This is a genomic window from Stenotrophomonas sp. 01N47, assembly GCF_056399165.1.
The window spans coordinates 743,457-763,209 of sequence record NZ_JBFTQU010000001.1 but is presented as its reverse complement, the minus strand read 5'-3'; the positions used below and the strand labels follow the sequence as shown (position 1 = coordinate 763,209).

Sequence of the window (19,753 nt, the reverse complement as noted above, 5' to 3'; positions counted from 1 at the left end):
ATGTGTGGATTGGCAGGTATGTTGTTGCCGGCGGCACAGACGCCGACCGAGGTCCTGCAGGCGCAGGCGCTGGCCATGGGCCAGGCGCTGCACCATCGCGGGCCGGATGACGGCGGTACCTGGGTCGATGCCGCCGCCGGCATCGCCCTGGCCCACCGGCGCCTGAGCATCCTCGATCTTTCACCGCTGGGCCACCAGCCGATGGCCTCGGTCGACGGCCGCTATGTGATGGCCTACAACGGCGAGGTCTACAACTTCGCCGCCCTGCGCGCCGAACTGGAGCCGCTGGGCCACGCGTTCCGTGGCCATTCCGATACCGAAGTGCTGTTGGCCGCGATCCTGCAGTGGGGCGTCGAGGACACCCTGCAGCGCGCCAACGGCATGTTCGCGATTGCCTTGTGGGACCGCCAGGAACAGTGCCTGTGGCTGGCCCGCGACCGGGTCGGCAAGAAGCCGCTGTACTACGGCTGGGCCGGTGATGCCCTGGTGTTCGGCTCCGAGCTGAAGGCGCTGTGGCAGCACCCGGACTTCGACAACGATATCGATCGCGATGCGCTGACGCTGCTGTTGCGGCTGGATTACATCCCCGCACCGCACAGCATCCATCAGCGCTGCTACAAGCTGATGCCTGGCCGCGTACTGCGGCTGGATGCGGCGGCGGTGGCGGCAGGGGCCAGCGCACATCGCCCAGAGCAGGCACAGCGCCCGTACTGGGACGCGCGTGCGCGCATGCAGACTGCACTGGCCGCACCATTCCAGGGCCGCATCGAGGAGGCCGAGGAGCAGCTGGATGGCCTGCTGCGGGATGCAGTGGCGTTGCGCATGGTGGCCGATGTGCCGGTGGGCGTGTTCCTGTCCGGCGGCACCGATTCGTCGCTGGTGGCGGCGCTGATGCAGGCGCAGAGCGGGCAGCCGGTGCACAGCTTCAGCATCGGCTTCAGCGGCTCGCACCACGACGAGGCACCGTTGGCCAGGGAACTGGCTACCCACCTTGGCTGTGATCACACCGAGCTGTATGTCAGTGGCGCCGATGCGTTGGCGGTGGTGCCGCAGCTGCCGGCGATGTTCGACGAACCCTTTGCCGATGCCTCGCAGGTGCCGACCGCGCTGGTCGCCCGCCTCGCCCGCCAGGGCGTGACCGTTGCGTTGTCCGGCGATGGCGGCGATGAGCTGTTCTTCGGCTATACCCGCTATGTGCGTGCGCTGCGCAACTGGCAGATGCTGGGACGGGTGCCCGCGCCGCTGCGGCGTTGGATGGGCGCGCGTGCGCATCAGCAGGGCGAGGCGTCGCGCACCGGCGGGCTGGCCGCGTTGCTGGCCGAAACCGGCGCACGTGGTATCGGCGATGTGTATCGCAACCGCATCTCGCGCTGGCGCGATCCGGCGGCCGCGGTGATCGGTGCACGCGAGGCGGGCAGCTTCTACGATCTGGCCGATCCGCTGCATGGTGCCGGTACGCCGGCCGACGCGATGATGCTGGCCGACTTCGTCAGCTATCTTCCCGATGATCTGCTGTGCAAGGTCGACCGCACCTCGATGGCGGTCAGCCTGGAGGCACGTGCGCCCTTGCTGGACTGGCGCGTGGCCGAGTTCGCGTGGTCGCTGCCGCTGGGCTTCAAGCGCAGTGAGTCGACCAGCAAGGTGCTGCTCAAGCGCGTGCTGGGGCGGTACGTGCCGCAGTCGATGGTGCACCGGCCCAAGCGTGGATTCGGCGCGCCGGTCAGTGATTGGCTGAAGGGCGATCTGAAGCCCTGGGCGGACGAGCTGTTGCAGCCGGCGCGACTGGAACGCGAAGGCGTGCTGTCGGCCGCCGCCGTGCAGCCGCTGTGGCAGCAGTTCCTGGGCGGCCAGCGCAAGTGGCACACGCACCTGTGGAACGTGCTGATGTTCCAGGCCTGGCAGGACCACTGGCGGCAGGTGCGCGCAGGCGTGAAGCGCGCTTGATCTTCACCGGCGGGGAAGGGCGCGGCGGCTAGGCTGGCCCTCCCGCACCGTGAGGAGTATGTCCTGATGTCCGTCCCCACCATTGCTGTATTCGTCGGCAGCCTGCGCAAGGACTCATGCAACCGCAAGCTGGCCCGCGCGCTGGAGAAGCTGGCCGGCGACAAGGCGCGCTTCCAGTATGTGCAGATCGGCGACCTGCCGCTGTACGACCAGGATTTCGACGCCAGCTACCCAGCGCAGGGCACGCGCCTGAAGGACCAAGTGCGCGCCGCCGACGCCGTGCTGTTCGTGACCCCTGAGTACAACCGTTCCGTGCCGGGCGTGTTGAAGAATGCCATCGACATCGGCTCGCGCCCCTACGGCGACAGCGCTTTTGCGGGCAAGCCAGCGGCGGTGATCGGTGCTTCCATCGGCCAGATCGGCACGGCGGTGGCCCAGCAGCACCTGCGCAACAGCCTGGCATTCCTGGACATGCACGTGCTTGGCCAGCCCGAGGCGTTCATCCACTTCAAGGATGGCCTGATCGATGCCGACGGCACGATCCACAACGAGGGCACGCAGACGTTCCTGCAGGGCTATGTGGACCGGTTCCTGGCCCTGATCGCGGTACATGCCAAGGGCGATTGACGCCAGCAGCGGCGGTTCCCATCTGCGATAATGGTCCACTCGGGCGTCGCAACGACGCCCGTCGCAGGCAATGCGACGCCCTCGCGCCAGTCTGGACAGGCTCAGGCGGATATCCCCCGTTTTTCCACGGCTTATCCACAGATTTGTCCATGGTCGCCGGGGTCGGCGCATGCCTACACTCGTCTGGCCCCTTTTGCAGGAAACACCGCAGCATGTCCGCCCGTTCCGGCTTCCGTTCCAACCGCAGAGAGCGCGGCGATGGCTTCGATCGCGATCGCGATGAATCGCGTATCGACCAGTTGCGCGTGCCGCCGCACTCGGTGGAGGCCGAACAGGCGGTGCTGGGCGGCCTGATGCTGGCACCAGACGCCTACGACCGGGTCAACGATCAGCTGACCGAGGGTGACTTCTACCGCCGCGACCATCAGATGATCTACCGGGCGATCCGCGAGCTGTCCGAGCGCGAGCGCCCCTTCGATGCGGTGACCCTGGGCGAGTGGTTCGAATCGCAGGGCAAGATGGAGCTGGTGGGCGATGGCGCCTATCTGATCGAACTGGCCAGCACCACGCCGTCGGCAGCCAATATCGTGGCCTATGCCGAGATCGTGCGCGACAAGGCGGTGCTGCGGCAGCTGATCCAGGTCGGCACCGACATCGTCAACGATGGTTTCCAGCCCGAGGGCCGTGACAGCAGCGAGCTGCTGTCCGCTGCGGAAAAGAGCGTGTTCGCCATTGCCGAACAGGGCGCGCGCGGCCGTACCGACTTCGTGGCCATGCCCGGTGCGTTGAAGGACGCGTTCGAAGAGCTGCGCAACCGCTTCGAGAATGGCGGCAACATCACCGGCCTGCCGACTGGCTACACTGATTTCGACGCGATGACCGCCGGCCTGCAGCCGACCGACCTGATCATCCTTGCCGCGCGTCCTGCAATGGGCAAGACCACCTTCGCCCTGAACATCGCCGAGTACGCGGCGATCAAGTCGAAGAAGGGCGTGGCGGTGTTCTCGATGGAAATGTCCGCATCGCAGCTGGCGATGCGCCTGATCTCCTCCAATGGCCGCATCAACGCGCAGCGCCTGCGTACCGGCCAGCTGGAGGACGAGGACTGGAGCCGGGTGACCGGTGCGATCAAGATGCTGAAGGAAACCAAGATCTTCATCGACGATACGCCAGGCGTGTCGCCGGAGATCCTGCGCTCCAAGTGCCGCCGCCTCAAGCGCGAGCACGACCTGGGCCTGATCGTGATCGACTACCTGCAGCTGATGAGCGTGCCGGGCAACAGCGAGAACCGCGCGACCGAAATTTCCGAGATCTCGCGTTCGCTGAAGGGCCTGGCCAAGGAACTGCACGTGCCGGTCATCGCGCTGTCCCAGCTCAACCGCTCGCTGGAAACGCGTACCGACAAGCGCCCGGTGATGGCCGACCTTCGCGAATCGGGCGCAATCGAGCAGGATGCGGACATGATCGTCTTCATCTACCGCGACGATTACTACAACAAGGAAAATTCGCCGGACAAGGGCCTGGCCGAGATCATCATCGGCAAGCACCGTGGTGGCCCCACCGGCTCGTGCAAGCTGAAGTTCTTCGGCGAATACACCCGTTTCGACAACCTGGCCCACGACTCGGTCGGTTCGTTCGAGTAACGGTAGTGCCGGCCGCTGGCCGGCAACGTCCACCAGGTAGCGTAGAGCCGAGGCCATGCTCGGCTCTTTTCGTTCCAGCGCACCCGGCGTCATATTCTCCACTCGGATCGCCAAAAATCCGTATGTGGCGTGTAAATGACATGTAACGCAACGCTTCTACGATTCCGCCGCTGCTGCTCCTTTGACGCCGCCCTTCGGCGTCCAGCGCGCCCAAGGAATCCCCATGTCTTGCCATGCTCCGCTTCGCCGCAATCTGCTGGCCCTGCTGGTCTGTGCCTCACTGCCATCGCTGGCCGCCGCTGAAACCGCTCCTGCCGTCGACGCGCAGTCGGCCACCACCCTGGATTCGGTCTCGGTGATCGGCCGGGGCGAGGCGCGCCAGGTCCAGCGCGTGACCGCCGAGGACATGAAGGTGCTGCCGCCCGGCGCCAACCCGCTGAAGCTGCTGGCCAGCAAGCCGGGCGTGCATTTCGAATCGGCCGATGCCACCGGTGCCTACGAGTGGTCCACCAGCATCAGTCTGCGCGGCTTCAACCAGAACCGCCTGGGCTACACGCTCGATGGCATCCCGCTGGGCAACATGAGCTATGGCAACAGCAACGGCCTGCACATCAGCCGCGCGGTGATCAGCGAGAACCTGGGCGGCGCCGAGGTCTCCACCGGCATCGGTGCGCTGGGCACGCCGTCGACCAGCAACCTGGGTGGGGTGTTCCAGTTCTATTCCATCGATCCTTCCACCGAATACGGTGTCGTGCTGGCGCAGAGCCTGGGCAGTGACAGTGCACGCCGCAGCTATGCACGCCTGGAAACCGGCGAACACCAGGGCTTCGCCGCCTACCTGTCCGGTGCGTATTCGGAGAGCGACAAGTGGAAGGGCAAGGGCTCGCATGAACTCAAGCAGTTCAACGGCAAGGCGACCTACAACTTCGGCGTCGACAGCCGCATCACCGCGCTGTTCAACGCCTCGCGCCGGGTTGAGGCCGATTACCAGGACCTGTCGCTGGAGATGATCGATCGCCTGGGCTGGAACTGGGACAACTATGCGCCGGACTGGAACCGTGCACTGGCAGCTGCGCGTGGCCAGTACAGCGGCGGCGTCAACAGCCCGTGGGATGCGTATTACTCGGGCCACGGCCTGCGCAACGATGATGTCTCCAGCATCGCCGGTGACTTCGGCCTCAACGAGACGATGCGCCTGAAGGTCAACGTCTACAACCACAGCAACCGCGGCCAGGGCCACTGGTTCAGCCCGTCCAATCCTTCCAACCCGGGCACCAGTCGCGAGATTCCGATCTCGATCCGCACGACCGAGTATGCGATCGACCGCACCGGCGTGACCTCGGCGTTCACCTGGAACGTCGGCGGCCACGAACTGGAGGCCGGCCTCTGGTACGAAGACAACGGCCACAGCGTGCAGCGCAACTTCTACTACATCGATGGCCCGATCACCGACGACTTCTTCTTGCGCAATCCGGACCAGCGCGTGTGGCACCAGCGTTACACCACCATCACCCGCCAGTTCTACGTGCAGGACCGCTTCCGCCTGTTCGACGACCGCCTGACCATCGACGTCGGTGCCAAGTCGCCCAACACCCGCACCAGCGTGCGCACGCCGCTGGGCAGCTATGCCAACAACAGCAGCCTCACCGCGAAGAAGGGGCTGTTGCCGCAGGCCGGCTTCAACTTCAAGCTGGACGAGCGCAACGAGATCTTCGGTTCGTATGCGAAGAACATCGCGGCCTACGCGCTGGGTGTGGGCAGTCCGTTCAATGTTCCGCAGGTAGCGTTCGATGCCAGCGCCAAGGACCTGAAGCCGGAACAGTCGCGCACCATCGAACTGGGTTGGCGCGGTTATGGCCAGGGGTATGAAGCCTCGGTCGCGGTGTACGACGTCAAGTTCGACAACCGCCTGCTGGCCATCGCCCAGTGCGTGGGCATCCTCGGTTGCCCGGCGCTGTATTCCAACGTCGGCTCGGTCACCAGCCGCGGTGCCGAGGCGACCCTGCAGTTGAAGCCGATGCGCGACCTGAGCTGGTCCAATGCGCTGTCGTGGAATGACAGCAGCTACGACAACGACTACGTCAACAACGGTGTGGTGCCGACCCGCGGCAAGAAGACGGTCGACACTCCGGAATGGATGTTCGCCAGCACCCTGGCGTGGACGCCGGGCCCGTGGGACCTGCGCCTGGCGGCCAACCATGTCGGCAAGCGCTACGTGACCTACACCAATGACGTCTCCGTGCCGAGCTACTGGCTGATCAATGCGTCGGTGGCCTATGACATGGGCAAGCTCGGCCCGGCGCAGAACCTGACCCTGGCGCTGAACCTGACCAACCTGGCCGACAAGCAGTATCTGGCGACCATCAACACCAACGGCACCTACGCTGCTGATCCCACCCGCAGCCTGGCGACCATGCAGGTCGGTGCGCCGCGGCAGGTGATGGCCACCGCGACCGTGCGCTTCTGATGAAGCGCATCGCCGATCCTGAAACCCGCCGTCGTCTGCTGCGCCTGGCCTGGCAGGGGACCGGAGCGGCGATCGCACTGGCGGCCATGCCTGGCGTAGCCGCCACCGGTCCGCGGCCGCGACTGGGGCGCGATCCGTTCACCCTCGGCATCGCCGCGGGTGATCCGGATGCGCAGGGCGCGGTGCTGTGGACGCGTCTTGCACCGGATCCCCTCAACGGCGGTGGCATGCCGTCGCGCGCGATCCCGGTGCGCTGGTTCATTGCCGAAGATCCGGCGATGCGCCGGCTGGTGCAGCGTGGCGTGGCGGCGGCCGTGCCGGAGTTGGCACATTCGGTGCACGTGGAAGTGATCGGCCTGCGTCCAGGGCGCGATTACTACTATCGATTCGCCTGCGACGGCGGCGAGGAGAGTCCGATCGGGCATTTCCGCACCGCGCCGCTGCCGGATGCGCAGCTGCAGCAGCTGCGACTGGCGTTGTGCACCTGCCAGGCCTGGAACAGCGGCTACTATCCGGTACTGGCGGATATCGCCCGCAGCGATGTCGATCTGGTGCTGCATGCCGGTGACTACCTGTACGAATACAGCCCGTTGCAGAATGCGCGTGGCAGCACCCTGGACGCACAGCGCTTCAGCGGTGAGACCCTCAGCCAGGAGCGTTATCGCGACCAGTACGCGCTGTACAAGCTCGACCCGGACCTGCAGGCCGCGCACGCCGCGCACGCCTTCGCGGTGATCTGGGACGACCACGAAGTCCAGAATGACTATTCCGGCATCCATCCGGAAAAGAGCGACGTGCCGACCGAGGACTTCATCGTTCGCCGCGCCGCTGCGTATCGCGCGTTCTACGAACACCTGCCGATGCGCAGCACGCCGGCCGGCAACGGTGGCCTGCGCGTGCACCGCCGCCTGCGCTACGGCGACCTGGCCCAGCTGACGCTGCTGGATTGCCGTCAGTTCCGTCCGGCCAACCCCTGTGGCGTCGGTGAATCGCCACGCTGCGAGGCGGCGCTGGACCCGCGCATGAGCATGCTCGGGGTCGGGCAGGAGGCCTGGTTCGCGCAGTCGATGGCGGCCGCGGCTGGAACACGCTGGAACGTGGTGGTGCAGCAGCTGCTGGTGGCGCAGTTGCGGTTGGAGCAGGGCACGCCGCGCGAACGTTTCTGGAACGACGCCTGGGATGGCTACCCGGCCGCCCGCAAGCGCCTGCTGCAGGCGATGCAAGCCGGTGGGCAGGGCAACGCCATCGTACTGGGCGGTGACTGGCACTCCACGTTCGTCAATGACCTGAAGCTGGATTTCGATGCCGTGGATGCACCGGTGATCGCAACCGAGTTCATCGCCCCAGCGATCAGCAGTGGCGGCGATGACACGCCGTATGGCCCGTACTACGGCCCGTCGATCCCGCAGAATCCGCACATCCGCTATTTCGATGGCGACCGCCGTGGCTGGTGGAAGCTGCAGTTGAACCGGCAGACCGTGGACGCGGAACTGCGCTTCGCCGACAGCGTTCTGCGGCGCGATGCTGACGTTCGCACTGCAGCCCGATTCCAAGTGGGCCACGGTCGCCCCGGCGCAGTGCCGGCGTAGACCCACGAACGACAGGGTAGTGCCGGCCGTTGGCCGGCAACCTCACCAACCCGCAGCGGCGCCATCACTGATATCGACCAAAAGCCGGCGCGACCCGTTTCATCGCCCCCAGCCGGGTTTCGTCGCAAACCGTTTGCCCGGGCTGGGGGCGGGGCGCCAAGGTGATGGCGGGCGGCGGGGTGCCGCCGAGGGAGCCTGTGATAAAGACCTTGTTCGCGCTCGGTGTGTGGTGCCTGTTGTTCGTGCTGTGCTGGCCGTTGGCGATCCTGGCGCTGGTGGCCTGGCCATTCGTGTGGCTGCTGAGCCTGCCGTTCCGCTTGGTCGGCATCACCTTCTCGGCGCTGTTCGCCTTCCTGCGCGCGCTGTTCATGCTGCCGGCACGCCTGCTGGGTGGTGGCCGCGGCGCGGTGACGGCATGAGGCCGCTTGCCATCACGACGCTGGCGCTGCTGATGGCGGCGCCGGCCTTGGCCAAGGATCCGCCGTCGGCCTACCTTGAGCGTCAGCATGCTGCCGGCAAGGCGGAAGTCAAAACGACCGACAAGGACACCGGGAAGGAAAGCTGCCGGGTGGTAAAGGAATGGAAGGTGGGTGAAGTGATCGCCCAACACCGGATCTGTGACGATCCGCCGAAGTCGGACACTACGGACCGGGAACGCACACCGCCGCAGCGTTGATGCAGGGCCACGCTGGGTCAGGCAGTCTGGGCATGCGGCCCGGTCTGCGCGGCCGGCCGTTCACTGATCCGCTGCAGATTGGCAGATGCTGCCGGGCCACACGACGAACGAATCAGCCCGATGGTGGTCGCTGGATGGCCAACGACCGGACCAGCTCTTCGCCGGTAGCGGCGATCTCGAAATCCACGCCGTCGAAGGTTACGGAATTGCCGTTTGCCAGCGCATACCTTGGCAGGCCTTCGGCCAGGTTTGTGCCGGGAAGAATCGTTGCGTCGAAGTGAGGCCAGAACTTGAATACCAACACCCTGCGGCCATCTTCGCCCCGAGTCTCGATTCGTTCGTTCTCCATGGAGATCTCCAATGTCTGAACAGCCCCACGAGCAGGTGCGGGAGCACCACCTGTCGCGCATCCGTGGCTTGGCGATGCAACGCGACCTCAGGCAGAGCCTACCGCACTGGAGGTCGACGCCCGCGTGAGGGCAGGGGGTGATCCGCTCGTCTGCCGCGCGCCGGGTGCCAATGGGTCCCGTCCTTGTTCTGGAGTCATCGTGTAACAAAAAACCCCGCCGAGGCGGGGTTTTCAGCATCCAGCGATGCCGGCCAGCGGCCGGCACTGCCCGATGGATCAGTTCGCCTTGTGGATCGCGCGCTTGCTCACGGCCATCGCCGCGTCGTGCACCACTTCCGACAGCGACGGGTGGGCGTGGCAGATGCGCGCCAGGTCGTCGGCCGAACCGCTGAACTCCATGGTCAGCACGCCTTCGTGCACCAGCTCGGACACGTTGGCGCCCACCAGGTGCATGCCCAGGATGCGATCGGTTTCGGCGTGGGCCAGAACCTTCACGAAGCCTGCCGGCTCGATCATCGCCACGGCACGGCCGTTGGCGGCGAACGGGAAGCTGCCGGCCTTGTACGGGATGCCCTCGGCCTTCAGCTGCTGCTCGGTCTTGCCGACCCAGGCCAGCTCCGGCTCGGTGTAGATGACCCACGGAATGGTGTCGAAGTTGACGTGGCCCGGCAGGCCGGCGATCAGTTCGGCAACCGCGATGCCTTCCTCGAAGCCCTTGTGCGCCAGCATCGGGCCGCGCACGCAGTCACCGACCGCCCAGACGCCGTTGACGCCGGTGTGGCAGTGCGCGTCGACTTCGATCTGGCCACGCTCGTTGATCTTGACGCCGGTACCTTCGGCCAGCAGGCCCTTGGTGGCGGCGCGACGGCCGACGGCCACCAGCAGCTTGTCCACGACCAGCGACTTCTCGCCTTCGGCGTCGGTGTAGGTCAGGGCGACTTCCTTCTTCTTGCCCTTGCCGGTCACTTCGGCCTTGGAGACCTTGGCACCCAGGCGGATGTCCAGGCCCTGCTTCTTGAATTCCTTGGCGGCGGTCTTGGCCACTTCGGTATCGGCCGCAGCCAGGAAGTCCGGCAGCGCTTCCAGGATGGTCACTTCCGAACCCAGGCGCTTCCACACGCTGCCCAGTTCCAGGCCGATCACACCGGCGCCGATCACGGCCAGGCGCGCCGGCACTTCGGTGAAGTCCAGGCCGCCGACGTTGTCGACGATGGTCTCGCCGTCGAACTTGGCGAACGGCAGTTCGATCGAATCCGAACCGGCGGCGATGATGACGTTGGTGCCCTTCAGCTCGACGACCGAGCCGTCATGCTGGGTAACCTTGACCACGTTGCCCGGCTGCAGTTCGCCGAAGCCGTAATAGGCGGCGACCTTGTTGGCCTTGAACAGCATGGCGATGCCGCCGGTGAACTGCTTGACGATCTTGTCCTTGCGGCCAACCATCGCTTCGACGTCCATCTTGGCATCCTTGAAGCTGATGCCGTGGTCGCCAAAGATGTGGCCCATGTTCCAGAACTGGCGCGAGGAATCCAGCAGCGCCTTGGACGGGATGCAGCCCACGCGCAGGCAGGTGCCACCCAGGGCCGGCTTGCCGTCCTTGCCCAGCGCTGCGTCGATGCAGGCGGTCTTCAGGCCAAGCTGGGCCGCGCGGATGGCAGCGTGGTAACCGGCCGGGCCGGCACCGATGACGACGACGTCGAATTGTTCAGCCATTGAAATAGTCCTTGTTGCATTACCAGAACCCCTCCGCGCAGGCGCGGAGGGGCGGGAGGTCTCTTACAGGCCGAACAGCATGCGGCCCGGGTTTTCCAGCTGGTTCTTGATGTCCACCAGGAACTGCACCGAGTCCTTGCCGTCGATGATGCGGTGATCGTAGGACAGCGCCAGGTACATCATCGGCGCGATCACGACCTGGCCGTTCTGGGCGATCGGACGCTCCTTGATGGCGTGCATGCCCAGGATGGCGCTCTGCGGCGGGTTGATGATCGGGGTCGACAGCAGTGAACCGAAGGTGCCGCCGTTGGTCACGGTGAAGGTGCCGCCCTGCAGTTCTTCCAGGCTCAGCTTGCCGTCACGAGCCTTCTTGGCGTAGTCGGCGATGGTCTTTTCGATGTCGGCGAACGACATGCGCTCGACGTTGCGCAGCACCGGCGTGACCAGGCCCTTCTCGGTCGACACGGCGATCGAGATGTCCGAGTAGCCGTGGTAGATGATGTCGTCGCCGTCGATGGAGGCATTGACCAGCGGGAAGCGCTGCAGCGCGTTGGCGGCGGCCTTCACGAAGAAGCTCATGAAGCCGAGCTTGATGCCGTGGGCCTTGACGAACTCGTCCTGCAGTTCCTTGCGCGCCGCCGACACCTTGGACAGGTCGACTTCGTTGAAGGTGGTCAGCATGGCGGTGGAGTTCTTCGACTCCATCAGGCGCTCGGCGATGCGCTTGCGGATGCGGGTCATCGGCACGCGTTCTTCCGGACGTGCGCCACCGGCCTTGCCGGCGCCACCGTTGCGGGCGAAGTTGACGATGTCTTCCTTGGTGACGGCGCCACGACGGCCGGTGCCGTCGACGTCGGCCGGGTTCACGCCTTCGGTGATGGCGCTGAAGCGGGCGCCCGGCGGCAGCGCGTCGGCAGCCGACTTGGCAGCCGGGGCCGGAGCAGCGGCCGCGGCCGGAGCAGCAGCGGCCGGAGCGGCCTCAGCCTTCTTCTCTTCGGCAGCCGGGGCCGGTGCAGCGGCCACGGCGCCTTCTTCGATGATCGCCACGACCTGGCTGGAGGTCACGGTCGCGCCTTCGGCGAACTTGATTTCCTTGATCACGCCATCGACCGGCGACGGCACTTCCAGGACGACCTTGTCGGTTTCCAGGTCAAGCAGGTTTTCGTCGCGCTTGACGGCGTCGCCCACCTTCTTGTGCCAGGTGGCGATGGTGCCGTCGGCGACGGATTCGGGCAGTACCGGGGCTTTGACTTCGGTGGCCATGCGGGAGCTTCCTGGTTTGTCTTCTAAATAGGGGGAGAGTTATTCAGCGAACGAGTCGTTGAACGGGTTGACCAGTGCATCGGCGACCAGCTGCTGCTGTTCGCGGACGTGGTCAGCCATGTGACCGGCAGCCGGCGAAGCCGAACGTGCGCGACCGGCGTAGTGCAGGCTCTGGCCATCGGCCAGGCAGAACTGCAGGTGGTGGCGGATCTGGTACCACGCCCCCTGGTTCTGCGGTTCTTCCTGCGTCCACACCACGTCGGTGGCCTTGCCGTACTTCTTCAGTTCGGCAGCCAGCAACGCACGCGGGAACGGATACAGCTGCTCCACGCGGATGATCGCCACGTCGTCCTGGCCACGCTTGGTCTGGTCTTCCAGCAGGTCGTAGTAGACCTTGCCCGAGCACAGCACCACGCGCTTGACCTTCTTGGCATCTGCATTGGCATCGCCGATCAGGTGCTGGAACTCGCCATTGGCCAGCTCGTCCAGGGTCGACACGGCCAGCTTGTGGCGCAGCAGCGACTTGGGCGACATCACCACCAGCGGCTTGCGGGTGGTCAGGTGCTGCTGGCGACGCAGCATGTGGAAGGCCTGCGCCGGGGTCGACGGCACCACCACCAGCATGTTCTCCAGCGCGCACAGCTGCAGGAAGCGCTCCAGGCGCGCCGAGCTGTGTTCCGGGCCCTGACCTTCATAACCGTGCGGCAGCAGCAGGGTCAGGCCGGAAATGCGGCCCCACTTTGCTTCGCCGGCAGCGATGAACTGATCGATCACCACCTGGGCGCCGTTGGCGAAGTCGCCGAACTGGCCTTCCCAGATGCACAGGGTGTTCGGATCGGTGGTCGAGAAACCGTACTCGTAGGCCATCACCGCTTCTTCGCTGAGCAGCGAATCGATGATGGTGGCCTTCTCCGGCGAATCCACCAGCTGCCGCAGCGGCAGGTAGTAGTTGTCGGTCTTCTGGTCGTGCAGGATCGCGTGGCGGTGGGTGAACGTACCGCGGCCGACGTCCTGGCCGACCAGGCGCAGCGCACTGCCTTCGTCCAGCAGGGTGGCGTAGGCCAGGTTCTCGGCAAAGCCCCAGTCGCCCGGGATCTCGCCGGCAGCCATCTTGCGGCGGTCGTCGTACACCTTGGACACGCGCGAGTGCAGCTGCACTTCTTCGGGCACGGTGTTGATCAGCTTGGCCAGCGCGACCAGCTTGTCCTTGTCGACCTTCGTCGACACCGGATCGGACAGCTTGCCTTCCAGCAGCTTCGGCCAATCAACGAACAGCGGGCTGGTCGGCGGGGTCTTTTCGACCTTGGCCAGCTCCGTGGTCACTTCACCTGCATCGAGCTTCTCGCGGTACGCGTCGACCATCGCCTTGCCGGCGCCGGCGGCGATCACGCCTGCCTTTTCCAGCTGCTCGGCATACATCTCGCGGGTGGTGGCGTGCTTGCGGATCACCTGGTACATCAGCGGCTGGGTGATCGCCGGCTCGTCGGCCTCGTTGTGGCCCCAACGGCGGTAGCACATCAGGTCGATGACCACGTCCTTGGCGAACTTCTGGCGGAACTCGAAGGCCAGCTGCGCGGCGAACACCACCGCTTCGGGATCATCGCCGTTCACGTGCAGCACCGGGGCGGCGATCATCTTCGCCACGTCGGTGGCATAGCGCGTGGAGCGCGTGTCCTGCGGATTGGAGGTGGTGAAGCCGACCTGGTTGTTGACCACGATGTGCACGGTGCCGCCAACGGCGAAGCCGCGGGCCTGTGACATCTGGAACAGCTCCATGACCACGCCCTGGCCGGAGAAGGCCGCGTCGCCGTGGATCAGGATCGGCATCACCTGCTTGCGTGCGGTGTCCTTGCGGCGTTCCTGGCGCGAACGCACCGAGCCGGCAACCACCGGATCGGCGATTTCCAGGTGCGACGGGTTGAATGCCAGGGCCAGATGCACCGGGCCACCCTCGGTGGCCACGTCGGCGGAGAAGCCCATGTGGTACTTCACATCGCCGGCCGAGGCGTGCTCGTCGTGCTCGAACTTGCCTTCGAATTCGTCGAACAGCTTGCGCGGGTTCTTGCCGAGGGTGTTGACCAGCACGTTCAGGCGGCCACGATGGGCCATGCCGACCACCACGTCCTTGACGCCGTCCTTGCCGGCGCTGCGGATGATGGTGTCCATCATCGGGATCAGCGAGTCGCCGCCTTCCAGCGAGAAGCGCTTCTGGCCGACGTACTTGGTGTGCAGGTAGCGCTCGAGGCCTTCGGCGGCGGTCAGGCGCTCCAGCGTGCGGCGCTGGGTGTCAGCGTCCAGCTGGTAGTTGCCACCGGCCAGTTCCAGCTGCTTGTAGATCCACTGGCGCTGCTCGACCTCGGAGATGTGCATGAACTCCGCACCGATCGAACCGGTGTAGGTCGCCTTCAGGCGCGCCAGCAGGTCACGCAGCTTCATGCGCGGCTGGCCGCCCACGCCGCCGGTGCTGAACTCGCTGTTGAGGTCGGCATCGGACAGGTTGTGGAAGGGCAGGCCGAGGTCCGGGGTGTTGACCGGAGCTGCCAGGCCCAGCGGGTCCAGGCGGGCGTCCAGATGACCACGCGAACGGTAGGCGGTGATCAGGCGACCGACATTGCGCTCGCGCTCATCGCCTGCACCGGTGCCGGTGCCTGCTTTCAGCGCATCCTTGGCCGCGTCCGCGATGTGGGAAATGACGGCCGAGTGCGGAATGTCGCCTGCTTCGCGGCCCTTGAAGCCGTCAAAGTAGGTTTTCCATTTGGGATCGACACTATCCGGGGAGACCAGGTACTGCTCGTACAGGTCCTCGACATAGGAGGCGTTGCCGCCGGCGAGTTGCGAAGATTGCGCAAACTGCTTCAGTTGATTGTCCACGATGGAGGGTGCTGATTCGCTTTGTGGGGTATGGCTTCAGAAGGACCCGGCACGAAGATGAATAGCCATGCACGGGCGCGTTCAAACGGCCAAATTGTACCCCCATCCGGACACGAAGGGGCAGCGACGAGGGCATCGGGCGTCCCCCGGTGTCGGTCCCAGACAGGTTGAGCGCACCGGTCGCGGTCAGATGCCGAGTGCGCGCAATTCGCTGCATTCGCGCGAACGGTCCCAGACACGCTGCAATTGCTGCTCGAACGGCTGCGAACGTGCCGGCAGCGCGATTGCCGATTCGCCGTCGAGGCGATGGCCGATGAGACGAAAGTAGAAGTCGCCTGCATCGTTGAGCAGGCAGGCCGAGGCCAGGGCGCGATCGATGGGGTCTGCGACCTCGCGGAACTGGATCACACTGGGCAGGCGCTGGAACAGCGCCAGCAGTGGCGCACCGGCACTGGCGATGGCTGCGGCGTCATGCACGATCACCCGCAGCTGCTTGTCGTGGCGGGCGGTGACGAAGCGGCGCAGGGCTGCCTGTACCGGTGGCGCGTCCAGCAGGCCGGGGTCCAGCTGCCGGCTGTGCAGCCACAATCGACGGCGGGCGCGGTGGATGATCGCCGTGGTGATCGCCACCGCTTCAGCGCGGCTGTCGATGGCGGAAACGGCCTGCAGCCGGCGCAGCATCTGCTGGTGGCCAATGCCGGCTTCTTCGAATTCGGGGCCTTCCGGAAGGAAGCCCTGGCGGGCGTAGAAGTCGCGTGCCGGCAGCTGCGCATGCAGGTGCAGCTCGGCCAGGCCGAGCTGGTGCCCGGCCTGCACCAGTGCCTCAAGCAGGGACTCGCCAATGCCGTGGCCGCGATACGCCGCCAGCACCGCCATGCGGCCGATGCGGCCATCCGGCGCCAGCCGCCCGGTGCCGACCGGATGCCCGTCGGCATCCAGCGCCAGCACGTGGGCACAGATCGGGTCCAGGGCATCGCGCTCCAGGGCGGCGTCGATGCCCTGTTCCTGCACGAACACCCGCTGGCGCACGTCGTGGATGGCGGCGTGCGCCTCGGCATGGCGTACCTGCTGGACCCGGAGCGGGCTCATGGCTCAGCCGCGGCTGGGGGTGCTGTCGTCTTCGTCGTGGTCGTCGAAGTTGACGATCACTTCAATGCCGTCGTCGTGCACGGTCACCAGATGGACGTCATCGGACATGGCGTCAGCGTCGATGACCTCGACCTGCTCACGACCCTCGATCACCTCACCCAGCACCTCTTCCTCCTCGTCGGCATACACCTCGTTCGGATCGATCAGCTGGAACACACCGCCGACCAGCAACTGCTGGACCACCGCACGGCCCTTGTCGGACAGGCCGCGGTAGGCAGCGGCGTCGAGCTGCTCGGCACCTGCCAGGCGTTGTGCGTCCTTGATCGGCAGGGCGAAATCCTGGCCGCTGACATACAGGCTGGCGCCGCGCTTGGCCCGGCGCCAGGCCAGGCGCGCCCATGGGTGACGCTGCAGCAGCAGGCCCGACTGCAGGGCCTCCAGCACTTCTTCCTGCGGCGGCGCGGCCTGGTGGGCCATCACCTCGCCGGCGGCGCGGTAGGTGGTGATGAAGCGGCCGAACCAGTCACCCAGCTTGTCCGGATCGTTCATGCGGATGGCGTTGAGCGCGGTGATCACCCGCGCCATTGCCACGGTGTCGATCTCGTTCGGGTCGGCCGGCGCCTTCAGGTCGGCGTCCTGGTAGCGGATGTTCTCGTCGGCGTCGGCGATCAACGTGTCCAGGTAGTCGCTGATCAGCTCGGCCGAGGACGGTGCGCGCATGCCGAACGAGAACGTCAGGCACGGGTCTTCGGCAACGCCGTGATGCGGCACGTTCGGCGGCAGGTACAGCATGTCGCCCGGCGCCAGCACCCAGTCGTGGGTCGGCTTGAATACTTCCAGCAGCTTCAGTTCCACGTCGGGGCGGAAGCCCAGCGGCGGGCGCTTGCCCTTGATCGATTCACTGGCATCGATCTGCCAGCGGCGGTGGCCGTGGGCCTGCAGCAGGAACACGTCGTACTGGTCGACATGGGCACCGACCGAGCCACCGGTAGCGGCGAAGCTGATCATCACATCGTCCATGCGCCAGCGCGGCAGGAAGCTGAAGTGTTCGATCAGGGCGCGCACGTCCTTGTCCCATTTGTCCACGTCCTGCACCAGCAGGGTCCAGTCGTGGTCGGGCAGGGCGGGGAAGATGTCTTCCTGGAACGGGCCGCTGCGCACGCGCCAGCTGTCCTGGGCCTTGTCGTGCTCGATCAGGCGGGCCAGCACGCCCTCTTCGCAGGCCAGGCCGGCCAAGTCTTCCGGCTGCACCGGGGTCTGGAAATCCGGGAAGGCATTGCGGATCAGCAGCGGGCGTTTCTGCCAGAAGTCACGCAGGAAGGTGGCCGGTGCCATGCCCAGCGGCTGGCCGCGGCGGGCGGTGACTTCGATCAGGGGGGAGGAGGACTTGCGGGCGGCCATGGGGGAGTTCCTTGCAGCGGAAAGCGGGAGGGGCGGCGTGGCGGGCCGCCAAGGGCTCCATTGTCCGACGTTCGATGGGATTGCGCACGTGTGCTGGTTTGTCGCGGGGTCCGGCCAACGGCTGAGCCCCTCGTGGCGGTCGAGTTCAAAGCAAAAGCCGCGCTTGGCCGGGCGGGTGGGCTGCGCGGGGGACGCCGTGAACCCGTCCCTGGGGGCTTGGCCGCGGCATCCATGCCGCGGACACCCCCGCGCAGCCCACCCGCCCGGCCCCTGACAGTTTCCTGCGGGGTCCGCCACGGAATGGAAGAAGAAAATCAAAGGCAACAGCAGGTCGCGCGCTGCGCTTGCTTCGCCCTGCCTGCGCCATAAACAAAGAGGGACGCGGCGAAGCCGCGTCCCTCTTTCAAAATTCCGTCCCGACAACCCAACGCTCTTCGATCCGTCACCGGGAATCTGTCAGAGGTGGGGCGGGATGGGCCAGCGGGACCGTTGGCGCCATGGATGGCGCCATCGAGCCCCCATGGATGGGTTCACGGCGTGTCCCGCTGGCCCATCCCGACCCGCCCAGCTAGCAGTAATCCAGAGCCGCTTTTGACGTTGCTGTTGCCGTTGCTGTTGCCTGCCGCAGGCAGCGCCCGCGGCCGCCGCCGCAAGGAAAACCCTTAAATCTTCTTCGCCAGCGACTCGGCCAGGCCGGTGTAGCTGCCCGGGGTCATCTCCAGCAGACGCTGCTTGGCATCGGCCGGCAGCTCCAGCCCCTGCACGAAGGTGCGCATCGACTCGGCCGTGATGCCCTGGCCACGGGTGAGCGCCTTCAGCTGCTCGTACGGGTTCGGCAGCCCATGGCGGCGCATCACCGTCTGCACGGCCTCGGCCAGCACTTCCCACGCCGCATCCAGATCGGCGTCCAGGCGCTGCGGGTTCACTTCCAGCTTGCCCAGGCCCTTGGCCAGCGAATCCAGCGCCACCTGGCTGTGACCGAACGCGGTGCCCAGCGCGCGCAGCACGGTGGAATCGGTCAGGTCGCGCTGCCAGCGGCTGATCGGCAACTTCGCGCTGAAATGCTCGAACAGCGCGTTGGCAATGCCGAAGTTGCCTTCGGCGTTCTCGAAATCGATCGGGTTGACCTTGTGCGGCATCGTCGACGAACCGACTTCGCCTTCCTTCAGGCGCTGCTTGAAATAGCCCAGCGAGACGTAGCCCCAGATGTCGCGGGCCAGGTCGATCAGGATGATGTTGGCGCGGCGGGCGGCATCACCGATCTCGGCGATGTTGTCGTGCGGCTCGATCTGGGTGGTGTACGGGTTGAACACCAGGCCCAGCCCGGTCACGAAGCGCTCGGCGAAGGCCGGCCAGTCCACATCCGGGTAGCTGGCGATGTGCGCGTTGTAGTTGCCGACGGCGCCGTTGATCTTGCCGGTCAGTTCAACCGCAGCGATCTGCCGGCGCTGGCGCTCCAGGCGGGCGACCACGTTGGCCAGCTCCTTGCCCAGCGTGGTCGGCGAGGCGGTCTGGCCGTGGGTGCGCGACAGCATCGGCTGGCCGGCCTGGGCATGGGCCAGCGTGCGCAGTGCAGTGGCGATGCCGTCCAGGGTCGGCAGCAGCACCTCGCGACGGGCCTGTTCCAGCATCAGGCCGTAGCTGAGGTTGTTGATGTCTTCGCTGGTGCAGGCGAAATGCACGAACTCCAGCGCCGGCGCCAGCTCGGCATCGTCCTTCAGCTGTTCCTTGATGAAGTACTCCACCGCCTTGACGTCATGGTTGGTGGTGCGCTCGATCTCCTTCACGCGCGCGGCCTGGGCCGGGCTGAAGCCGCTGGCCAGTGCACGCAGGCGGACGATGGCAGCGTCGGAGAACGCGGCCAGCTCGACGATGCCCGGCTCGGCGGCCAGGGCCAGCAGCCATTCCACTTCGACCGTGACACGGGCCTTGATCAGGCCGTACTCGGAGAAGATCGGGCGCAGGGCGTCGACCTTGCCGGCATAGCGGCCATCGAGCGGGGACAGGGCGAGCAGGGCGGATTCGGACATGTCGGCAGGGCTGGGACGAGCGGCGGGGGCCATATTCTACGACGTGCCGGTGAGGTAGTGCCGGCCGCAGGCCGGCAACCGATGGAATCGC

The 19,753-nt window shown here is 66.1% G+C and carries 14 protein-coding genes; 7 read left to right on the top strand and 7 right to left on the bottom strand.

Annotation, left to right across the window (positions count from 1 at the left end; genetic code table 11):
* From asnB to AC1DKR_RS03470, 7 genes are all read left to right on the top strand, one after another.
* Complete coding sequence (gene asnB / locus AC1DKR_RS03500; protein ID WP_478031112.1) at positions 1-1,944, top strand: asparagine synthase (glutamine-hydrolyzing); 1,944 nt, start codon at positions 1-3, stop codon at positions 1,942-1,944.
* Between the two features lie 66 nt (positions 1,945-2,010).
* Positions 2,011-2,571 (top strand): NADPH-dependent FMN reductase, encoded by a 561-nt coding sequence (locus tag AC1DKR_RS03495; protein WP_033831525.1) that lies wholly within the window; start codon positions 2,011-2,013, stop codon positions 2,569-2,571.
* A 212-nt stretch (positions 2,572-2,783) separates the two neighbouring features.
* Positions 2,784-4,214 carry a replicative DNA helicase gene (locus tag AC1DKR_RS03490; protein WP_099821134.1) on the top strand — a complete coding sequence of 477 codons (1,431 nt, stop codon included), beginning with the start codon at positions 2,784-2,786 and terminating at the stop codon, positions 4,212-4,214.
* A gap of 223 nt (positions 4,215-4,437) precedes the next feature.
* Positions 4,438-6,681: a TonB-dependent receptor gene (locus AC1DKR_RS03485; RefSeq protein WP_312108801.1), complete on the top strand. Its 2,244-nt coding sequence runs from the start codon at positions 4,438-4,440 to the stop codon at positions 6,679-6,681.
* The gene (locus AC1DKR_RS03480) at positions 6,681-8,270 is read left to right on the top strand and encodes an alkaline phosphatase D family protein (RefSeq protein WP_478031109.1); all 1,590 of its coding nucleotides are present in this window, start codon (positions 6,681-6,683) and stop codon (positions 8,268-8,270) included. The genes AC1DKR_RS03485 and AC1DKR_RS03480 overlap by 1 nt, the downstream gene beginning before the upstream one ends.
* A gap of 200 nt (positions 8,271-8,470) precedes the next feature.
* The gene (locus tag AC1DKR_RS03475; protein WP_100552980.1) at positions 8,471-8,689 is read left to right on the top strand and encodes a hypothetical protein; all 219 of its coding nucleotides are present in this window, start codon (positions 8,471-8,473) and stop codon (positions 8,687-8,689) included.
* Positions 8,686-8,946 (top strand): hypothetical protein, encoded by a 261-nt coding sequence (locus AC1DKR_RS03470; protein ID WP_312108798.1) that lies wholly within the window; start codon positions 8,686-8,688, stop codon positions 8,944-8,946. The genes AC1DKR_RS03475 and AC1DKR_RS03470 overlap by 4 nt, the downstream gene beginning before the upstream one ends.
* Before the next feature lie 112 nt (positions 8,947-9,058).
* Here AC1DKR_RS03470 and AC1DKR_RS03465 read toward each other — a convergent pair whose 3' ends face one another.
* The 7 genes from AC1DKR_RS03465 to purB form a co-directional block, all read right to left on the bottom strand.
* The gene (locus AC1DKR_RS03465; RefSeq protein WP_312108796.1) at positions 9,059-9,295 is read right to left on the bottom strand and encodes a hypothetical protein; all 237 of its coding nucleotides are present in this window, start codon (positions 9,293-9,295) and stop codon (positions 9,059-9,061) included.
* A 276-nt stretch (positions 9,296-9,571) separates the two neighbouring features.
* Positions 9,572-11,008 (bottom strand): dihydrolipoyl dehydrogenase, encoded by a 1,437-nt coding sequence (gene lpdA, locus AC1DKR_RS03460; RefSeq protein WP_032951934.1) that lies wholly within the window; start codon positions 11,006-11,008, stop codon positions 9,572-9,574.
* Between the two features lie 63 nt (positions 11,009-11,071).
* Positions 11,072-12,271, bottom strand: a complete 1,200-nt coding sequence (sucB, locus tag AC1DKR_RS03455; RefSeq protein ID WP_478031107.1) for a dihydrolipoyllysine-residue succinyltransferase — start codon at positions 12,269-12,271, stop codon at positions 11,072-11,074.
* Between the two features lie 39 nt (positions 12,272-12,310).
* Positions 12,311-15,142, bottom strand: a complete 2,832-nt coding sequence (locus tag AC1DKR_RS03450) for a 2-oxoglutarate dehydrogenase E1 component (protein ID WP_478031105.1) — start codon at positions 15,140-15,142, stop codon at positions 12,311-12,313.
* Positions 15,143-15,328: 186 nt separating this feature from the next.
* A complete protein-coding gene (locus AC1DKR_RS03445) occupies positions 15,329-16,231 on the bottom strand; it encodes a GNAT family N-acetyltransferase (RefSeq protein ID WP_478031103.1) in 903 nt (300 codons plus the stop codon).
* A gap of 3 nt (positions 16,232-16,234) precedes the next feature.
* A complete protein-coding gene (locus tag AC1DKR_RS03440; RefSeq protein WP_478031101.1) occupies positions 16,235-17,632 on the bottom strand; it encodes a ribosomal protein uL16 3-hydroxylase in 1,398 nt (465 codons plus the stop codon).
* A gap of 662 nt (positions 17,633-18,294) precedes the next feature.
* Positions 18,295-19,662 carry an adenylosuccinate lyase gene (gene purB / locus AC1DKR_RS03435; protein WP_140225790.1) on the bottom strand — a complete coding sequence of 456 codons (1,368 nt, stop codon included), beginning with the start codon at positions 19,660-19,662 and terminating at the stop codon, positions 18,295-18,297.
* Positions 19,663-19,753 lie beyond the last annotated feature (91 nt).

Excerpts from the sequence above, each read along its gene's own strand:
- AC1DKR_RS03445 (WP_478031103.1), bottom strand. The coding sequence starts at position 16,231 with ATGAGCCCGCTCCGGGTCCAGCAGGTACGCCATGCCGAGGCGCACGCC.
- AC1DKR_RS03495 (WP_033831525.1), top strand. The coding sequence starts at position 2,011 with ATGTCCGTCCCCACCATTGCTGTATTCGTCGGCAGCCTGCGCAAGGAC.
- AC1DKR_RS03480 (WP_478031109.1), top strand. The coding sequence starts at position 6,681 with ATGAAGCGCATCGCCGATCCTGAAACCCGCCGTCGTCTGCTGCGCCTG.
- lpdA (WP_032951934.1), bottom strand. The coding sequence starts at position 11,008 with ATGGCTGAACAATTCGACGTCGTCGTCATCGGTGCCGGCCCGGCCGGT.
- AC1DKR_RS03490 (WP_099821134.1), top strand. The coding sequence starts at position 2,784 with ATGTCCGCCCGTTCCGGCTTCCGTTCCAACCGCAGAGAGCGCGGCGAT.
- purB (WP_140225790.1), bottom strand. The coding sequence starts at position 19,662 with ATGTCCGAATCCGCCCTGCTCGCCCTGTCCCCGCTCGATGGCCGCTAT.
- AC1DKR_RS03485 (WP_312108801.1), top strand. The coding sequence starts at position 4,438 with ATGTCTTGCCATGCTCCGCTTCGCCGCAATCTGCTGGCCCTGCTGGTC.
- sucB (WP_478031107.1), bottom strand. The coding sequence starts at position 12,271 with ATGGCCACCGAAGTCAAAGCCCCGGTACTGCCCGAATCCGTCGCCGAC.
- AC1DKR_RS03465 (WP_312108796.1), bottom strand. The coding sequence starts at position 9,295 with ATGGAGAACGAACGAATCGAGACTCGGGGCGAAGATGGCCGCAGGGTG.
- asnB (WP_478031112.1), top strand. The coding sequence starts at position 1 with ATGTGTGGATTGGCAGGTATGTTGTTGCCGGCGGCACAGACGCCGACC.
- AC1DKR_RS03440 (WP_478031101.1), bottom strand. The coding sequence starts at position 17,632 with ATGGCCGCCCGCAAGTCCTCCTCCCCCCTGATCGAAGTCACCGCCCGC.
- AC1DKR_RS03470 (WP_312108798.1), top strand. The coding sequence starts at position 8,686 with ATGAGGCCGCTTGCCATCACGACGCTGGCGCTGCTGATGGCGGCGCCG.